Here is a 6846-nt window from a genome sequence, read left to right on the forward strand (position 1 = left end):
CACCCACTGCCCGGCATCCACCGCATGCAGGTTGTCCGGGGTATCGCTGGCACTCTGCCGGGTGCGCACGATCTTCCACGGCTGGCCGGCCAGCGCGATGCCCTGCGGGCCAGGGATGTCCTGCAGGCGGAAGGCGAAGCTGGGCAGTACATCGGGAGATTCGCTGCGCGGCATGGTGGGCAGCGGATAGGTCAGGTTCGCGGGGCCAACGAAGGATTTCTGGCCCGCGTGCACGGTGATGTTGCCGGGGCAGGTCACGGTCAGGTTGCCGCCGGCCAGGGTGATGCTGGCACCGCCGGCCGTGGCGATATGTACCGTCTTCGGCGCGGCCATTTCGACCGCCCCGCCGGCACTGGCCGCGCGCAGGGCGTTGCGCGCCTGCAGCAGGATCTGGTTGTCCTGGGCCTGCACGATCAGCTCGCCCTGCCCGCTCACCACGCTGAGCGTGTTCCCGGCGGCCGTGCCCACGGTGGCCGCCAGCACGCCGATGGCCTGGCTGGCGTGGACACGCGCCTGGCCTTGGACGACACATTCGGACGCCTGCCCGCTGGCCAGGCTGAGCACCTCGCCCACCGCCCATTGCAGGCTCTGCCCGGCGACCTGCACCAGACCGTCGCTGCCAGACAGGCCGAGGGTCGCATCGCCGCTGTGCGGCAGGCGTCCTTGTCCGCCACCGCTGGCGTACCCCGGCGCGTCGGCCCGGCCACTGTCGAACGCGTCCCCGGTCACGGTGGTACGGGTGCTGCGCAGCAGGCTGGCCAGCGGCGCAGGCGCATCCTGCTGGCCCGCCACGCCGGCGTGCGCGGCGACGGCGACGCTGCGGTGCACACTGGTGGCCTGGTGCTGGACCCGGCCAAGTTCGTTGAGCTGGGTCAGCAGCGCACTGGGGGCGACCGCCTCACCGGCCGGCGCGCGGGCAGCGCGTGGGTGCGCGCTGAGCCACAGGCCGGCGCGGGCGCGCACGGCTCCCCAGGCATCGGTGCGAAGCTCGTTGCCTTCGCCCCGCAGGCTGCCGCGGAAGTTGTCGGCCTGGTGGATCAGGTGCCCCAGGTTGAGCTGGGTGCTGGCATGGGTCGTGGCCAACTGCAGGCGCAGCTGTCCATCGCTGTCGTCGAACAGCAACCGCGAGTGCCCTTGGCCGTGCCACTCGCGCGACTGGATGCCCCACAGCGCGGCCGGGTTGCGGTGCGCGTCTTCGCCGGCGCCCATCGCATGCCAGGCGGGCGCGTGGCCACCGGCCAGGTTGCCCTGCGCACTACTGCGGGCATCCCCTGCCTGCGCATAAGCGCCCAGCTCACTGGTCGCCGACGCGCCGGCCGGGGTGGCGGCCGTGCCGGCTTCACCGCGACCGTTGTAGAGGGTACCGACGATCAGCGGGCGGTCGATGTCACCTTCCAGGAAGGTCACCAGTACCTCCTGCCCCACCCGTGGCAGGAACTGTGCGCCCACTCCGGGCCCGGCGTAGCGTTGCGCAACGCGCAGCCAACTGCTGCCATCGTCGCCGCTGCCTGCGCGCTGGAAGTGGAAGCGCACCTTGATCCGGCCCAGGTCGTCGCAGGACACCTCACCGCTGTCGCTGCCATCGGCGGCGATTACCCGTGCGGTCTGGTAACCCGGTGCCAGCGGGCGCGGATTCAGGCGCAGGCCGGTGCCGTCTTCACGCGCCGGGCGCCACGCCACGGCGCGGTCCACGCCCTCGAAGGCATTGGCATAGCCCAGCGTTTCGGCCCGCGTGCACAGCTGGCGCTGGCGCGCGGGCGTTTCCAGCCCAGCCATCGGCGCCGGTGGCGCATGGCCCAGGCGCTGCAGCAGCGCCTCGCGCGCGGTGGTGGGAAAATTGTTGCTGGCCTGATGCCAGATGCGCGTCACCAGCACATTCGGCACGCCGGCACGGTCGGACAGCGGCCACTGGCGCAGGTTGAACCAGGTACCCGCGCGAAGCCCCGGGGCGGTGCCGCTGCCCACCCAGCTGGCGCCGCGCGATTCGTGCGCCTGGGCAGCGAGGCGGCTGTAATGGTCGGCCACGCCGCGGTTGGCGAACGCGTAGGCGCCGACCGGGGTGTACACCTCCAGGGCGGTCTCCCCGCGTTGCGCGGACAGTACCGGGGTCTGGCCCTGACGCGCCTGCTGGCCGAGATAGTCGTCACTTGCCAGCACCAGCGCGGTTACGCCGATACGCCGCGAACGCCCCAGCGTCAGCACGCTGTCGGTAGCCTCGGTGGCGTCCGCGCGGTGGAAGCGCAGCCCGCCGTCGCGCTCGGAGGTGGCGTCCTGCGCCTGCGCGGCGCTGTCGGCGAAGACCACCAGTGCGTGCCCGGCAGGTGCGTCGGCGTCTTCTTCGATGCGCCAGCCCAGGCCCTCTTCGGCAAGCAGGCGCTGCAGGAAGTCCAGGTCCGATTCGCGGTACTGCACGCAGTAACTGCGCCGCGGCACGGCGGCGAGAAAGTCGATCACTTCGTCGCTGACCCGCCAGGTACCTTGGGCGGCATACGGGTCCAGCACGGCCTGCAGGATGTCCAGCACGGCGCGTTCCTGGAACACCCGGCTCTGCCGCGCCTGCCCCAGCAGCCAGGTCCACGGCACCAGGCACAGGCGATAGCGCGCCAGGCCGCCGTCGGACGCCACGCAGGACGCCTCGGACACCACGCCACTGCGCAGCACATCCTGTCCGCCGGCCTGCCGCGAGGACAACGTGGCGGCAATGCCCAGCCACGCATCCACATCGAGCTGGGCGTCGTTGGCCAGCACGTCCACCCACCACTGGAAACCGTCGGACAGCTGTTCGTGCCCGCACCAGCGCTCAACCAGCAGCGCCTGGCCGGTGGCCAGTACCAGACGGTGCGGACGGCTGGCGCCGTCCAGCCCGGCGATGCCGGCGAACAGTGTGATTGCATCCTGCATCGTGCCCATCCATTGCAGCCGTCCGGCCGCGTGACCTGCCCAGCATCCATGGCGCACCCGGCCCGCCGGCATGGCGGCAGCACGCTGCACCTCCCACTCTGTCGCTACCGACGAAACGCACGCCGCCGCATTATCTGCAGGCTCTCCCCGCCACACAGACGCACGCACCAAGCGGCATGGACGAAGAATATAGTGAATCGTCGCGGCCCGATATCCGGGGCAACTCTGACGATAATGTAGGAAAACCCCTACTCGCACGGAACGCGCGGGCCTGAAGCGCCTCCAGATGTCGGCCTTGGCCCATCAACATAAACTAACGACATAATTCCGGCCGATTCCGCCACGCAGATTTCGTCACATTCCCAAGGCCCCCACCAGGGCGTGCACCGGGTACAGCGCGTCAGTGCACGAGGGCCTGCCGCGTACAGGTCGGTCTGGCGACGTGTCCTGTTCCTGAAGCGACCGGCCATTTTTTCACCAGCCCTTGTTCAACCTTGTCGCACAAGGGCCGGCATGGGATATCCACAGCTTTGCCAACGACTCCCCCACACCCGGTGTGGACAACCGGCCCCGGTATGGCGGCTGCACGGGCTGCGCGCTACCCTGTAGACCCTTTCCCTGCTTGCGGCCACGGTCCCCTGGATCGAAGGCTGCCAGACGCAATGACCGCACTCTCGCAACGCGATTTCACCCTGGCCCCCGAAGACAACGAACGCCTGGCCAATCTGGCCGGCCCGTTCGATGAGCACCTGCGCCAGATCGAACTCAAACTGGGCGTGGAAATCGCCAACCGCGGCCACGTGTTCCGCGTGACCGGCCCCCGGCGCGTGGCCGAGGAAGCGCAGATGCTGATCGAGGCGCTCTACGCCGAAGCGGCGGAGGTGACCTTCGACAATCACGCCATCCACCTGCGCCTGAACCAGGCCAACGTCGACCAGGTGGTCGAACGGGCCTACGAAGCGCAGGAAGTGACCATCAAGGTCAAGCGCGGCACGGTGCGTGGCCGCGGCGCCAACCAGGCACGCTACCTGCACCAGATCACCACCCACGACATCAATTTCGGGATCGGCCCGGCCGGCACCGGCAAGACCTTCCTGGCCGTGGCCAGCGCGGTGGACGCGTTGAACGAGTCGCGCGTGCAGCGTCTGATCCTGGTGCGACCGGCAGTGGAAGCGGGCGAGAAGCTGGGCTTCCTGCCGGGTGATCTCAGCCAGAAAGTCGACCCGTACCTGCGCCCGCTGTACGACGCGCTGTATGAAATGCTGGGCGTGGAGAAAGTGCTGAAACTGCTGGAAAAGAATGTCATCGAAATCGCGCCGCTTGCGTACATGCGCGGCCGCACGCTCAACGATGCCTATGTGATTCTGGACGAAGCGCAGAACACCACCGTGGAGCAGATGAAAATGTTCCTGACCCGGCTGGGCTTCGGCTCCACCGCGGTGGTCACCGGCGACCTCACCCAGACCGACCTGCCCAAGCACGTGAAGTCCGGGCTGCGCGATGCCATCGAGGTGCTGCGCGAGGTGGACGGGGTCAGCTTCACCTTCTTCGAGGCCCGCGACGTGGTCCGCCACCCGCTGGTGGCGCGCATCGTCAGCGCCTACGACCGACGCGACCTGCAGCAGGTCAAACCCGGCGCGGAGTAGCCGTACACTGCCGCGACCTGAACGCACACAAGGAAGTGCCATGGTCCGCCCGTCCCTGCTGTTGTCCGTCTGCCTGCTGGTCGCCGTACCGGGCCAGGTGATCGCCAAGGCCACGCCGTCGGCGGATGACCGGCCGTACATCGAGGTGAGCTACGTCAGCGCGCCCCGCGCGGTGGCGGATTTCGCACTCGAACGCAGCAGCTACGATCCGGCGGCAAAGCGGGCCGGGGCCGGCTTCGGTTATCGCAGCCGCAAGGAGCCGCAGGCAACAGCGACCGTGTTCGTCTACCCAGCCGGGCGCACGGGCCAGGCCGAGGCGATGGAAAGCGGGATGCAGGCCCTGCAGGGTGAGCTGAAGCAGGCGGTCGCCGCTGGCATCTATGCGCAGTTGCAGGAACTGGGAGAAGAACCCTTCCCGCTTGCCGCCGACGTTGCCCCGGGCAAGGGCACCAACGCCATCGACACGGCCGTGATCCAGGCCATGGCCAAGGCCGAACAGATCCGCGGCACGCGCCTGCGGCTGTCCATGCAGCACGTGTCGAGCAACCAGCCGCTGTATTCCAACGCCTACCTGTTCTACAAGCAGCTGTATTACTTCAAGCTGCGTATCTCGGCCGACCAGGCCAGCATGTCGCGCGAGGCGTTCGACGCCCTGGCCGACCGTGCCGCGCGCAGCCTCATTCCCGCCGTGCAGGTCGCCAACGTTGGCGGCTGCGCGGCCAGCACGATGTACGTCGACCCCACGGGGACGCCGGAACAGAGCGTTGTCCAGCTGGCCACCCAGATGGCACTGCAGAAGGGCTACAACTGCCACGGCACGGCCAGCGATGCCGGCGTGGATGCAGGCGCGGCGGACACCTCGGTGGTGGAGATCCGCTATGACGCCGGCGACTGGAAGTCGCAGTGAAAGGCCACACGCGCGATACTGTGCCCTCCTGATTGATCTGAATTACCGGTATCGCCATGACCAAGGGCCCCGTCCGCCTCGATGTAGCCGTCAGCTACGCCCTGCCCCGCGCCGGGCTGCCCTCTGCGGTGAGCTTCCGCAAATGGGTGGCTGCCGCGCTCAAGGGCCGCATCCGTGAAGCCGACCTGGCCATCCGCCTGGTCGATGCCAAGGAAGGTCAGTCGCTGAACCGGCACTACCGCGGCAAGGACTACGCCACCAACGTGCTCAGCTTCCCGGCCGAAGTGCCCGAGGGCCTGCCCAAGGGCGTGAAGTTCCCGCTGCTCGGCGACCTGGTGATCTGCGCGCCGGTGGTGGCCAGCGAAGCGGCCGAGCAGGACAAGGCGCTCAATGCCCACTACGCGCACCTGACCGTGCACGGCGTGCTGCACCTGCTCGGCTGGGACCATGAGGACGACAAGGAAGCCGAGGCCATGGAGCAGCTGGAGCGCGACATCCTTGCTGAACTGGGCATCGACGACCCCTACGCCAACGAGCAGTAAGCCGCGCCGCCCGGCTACCCACGGATTCCAGATGACCGCTTTCAAGACCCTCTGCCTGGGCCTGCTGGCCCTGCTGCCCGCCGCCGCATCGGCCGCCCCGCTGGACCTGGCCGCGCTGATCGAATGCCGCCAGGGCGTGGCCGATTACGCCGCCGTCGCCCCCGTGGTGGCCGACCCGCTCAAGGCGGTGGCCAATGGCCTGCAGCCGCTGCCGCAGGGCAACCAGTTCATGACCGAGTTCCGGCTGGCCACGCCGCTGACGGTGTTCGGGCAGCGCACCGAGTACGTGGCGGTGGCCGGGGCGAGCATCATGGCCATCCTGGACCTGGCCGACCCGCGCCCCCTGGCGAAGACGCTGGCGCTGGAGGACGGGGTGGACACCCCGGACAAGTTCATGGCCGGACGGGAGCTGGTCAGCCGCGACGTGACCGACCCCAAGACCGGCGAACCGATGATCGAATCGATCATCCTGAGCCTGTCCACGGTCAAGACCCACCCGGGCAGGACCCTGGCCGGCTGCACCTACAGCCTGGACCTGCCCGCGGAAGAGGAGGCGCCGGTGCCGTCCCCCACCCCGCCGGCCGCCTCGGTGAATGCGGCCCCGGCAGGCGGGCGCTGACAGCGGCCCGCATCCTGCTAGACTGAATCCAACGCCCGGTTCGCCGGGTGCCCTTTTTTCCAGAGATGTCTGAAGACGACAGTAGTAGCTCCACCCTGGAGCAGAACGAAAAGAAGCGCAGCTGGCTCGAACGCCTGACCTCTGCCTTCTCCGGCGAACCCCACACCCGCGACGAGCTGGTGGCGGTGCTGCACACCGCGCACGCCGATGGGCTGATCGCTGCCGATACCC

The 6846-nt window shown here is 68.8% G+C and carries 5 protein-coding genes and 1 pseudogene; 5 read left to right on the plus strand and 1 reads right to left on the minus strand.

The genetic code is table 11. The annotated features are described in order from the left end of the window. Positions 1-2901 (minus strand): type VI secretion system Vgr family protein (locus DBR34_RS01440; protein ID WP_146186748.1); only part of this gene is annotated, 2901 nt, incomplete at its 3' end. A 662-nt stretch (positions 2902-3563) separates the two neighbouring features. On the opposite strand from DBR34_RS01440, the gene DBR34_RS01445 reads away from it, so the two are divergent. The 5 genes and pseudogenes from DBR34_RS01445 to DBR34_RS01465 all read left to right on the plus strand — a co-directional run. After that, positions 3564-4547, plus strand: a complete 984-nt coding sequence (locus tag DBR34_RS01445; protein ID WP_128095418.1) for a PhoH family protein — start codon at positions 3564-3566, stop codon at positions 4545-4547. A gap of 40 nt (positions 4548-4587) precedes the next feature. Further along, a complete protein-coding gene (locus tag DBR34_RS01450; RefSeq protein ID WP_181393872.1) occupies positions 4588-5454 on the plus strand; it encodes a hypothetical protein in 867 nt (288 codons plus the stop codon). A gap of 56 nt (positions 5455-5510) precedes the next feature. After that, complete coding sequence (gene ybeY, locus DBR34_RS01455) at positions 5511-5996, plus strand: rRNA maturation RNase YbeY (protein WP_128095419.1); 486 nt, start codon at positions 5511-5513, stop codon at positions 5994-5996. A gap of 31 nt (positions 5997-6027) precedes the next feature. Then, positions 6028-6615 carry a hypothetical protein gene (locus tag DBR34_RS01460; protein ID WP_128095420.1) on the plus strand — a complete coding sequence of 196 codons (588 nt, stop codon included), beginning with the start codon at positions 6028-6030 and terminating at the stop codon, positions 6613-6615. A gap of 65 nt (positions 6616-6680) precedes the next feature. Next, positions 6681-6846 (plus strand): annotated as a pseudogene (locus DBR34_RS01465) (magnesium/cobalt efflux protein); the annotation flags it as partial.

The sequence above is a fragment of the Stenotrophomonas sp. HMWF003 genome (assembly GCF_003061285.1).
GTDB classification, from domain to species: Bacteria; Pseudomonadota; Gammaproteobacteria; order Xanthomonadales; family Xanthomonadaceae; genus Stenotrophomonas; species Stenotrophomonas maltophilia_AP.

Excerpts from the sequence above, each read along its gene's own strand:
- DBR34_RS01445 (WP_128095418.1), top strand. The coding sequence starts at position 3,564 with ATGACCGCACTCTCGCAACGCGATTTCACCCTGGCCCCCGAAGACAAC.
- DBR34_RS01450 (WP_181393872.1), top strand. The coding sequence starts at position 4,588 with ATGGTCCGCCCGTCCCTGCTGTTGTCCGTCTGCCTGCTGGTCGCCGTA.
- ybeY (WP_128095419.1), top strand. The coding sequence starts at position 5,511 with ATGACCAAGGGCCCCGTCCGCCTCGATGTAGCCGTCAGCTACGCCCTG.
- DBR34_RS01460 (WP_128095420.1), top strand. The coding sequence starts at position 6,028 with ATGACCGCTTTCAAGACCCTCTGCCTGGGCCTGCTGGCCCTGCTGCCC.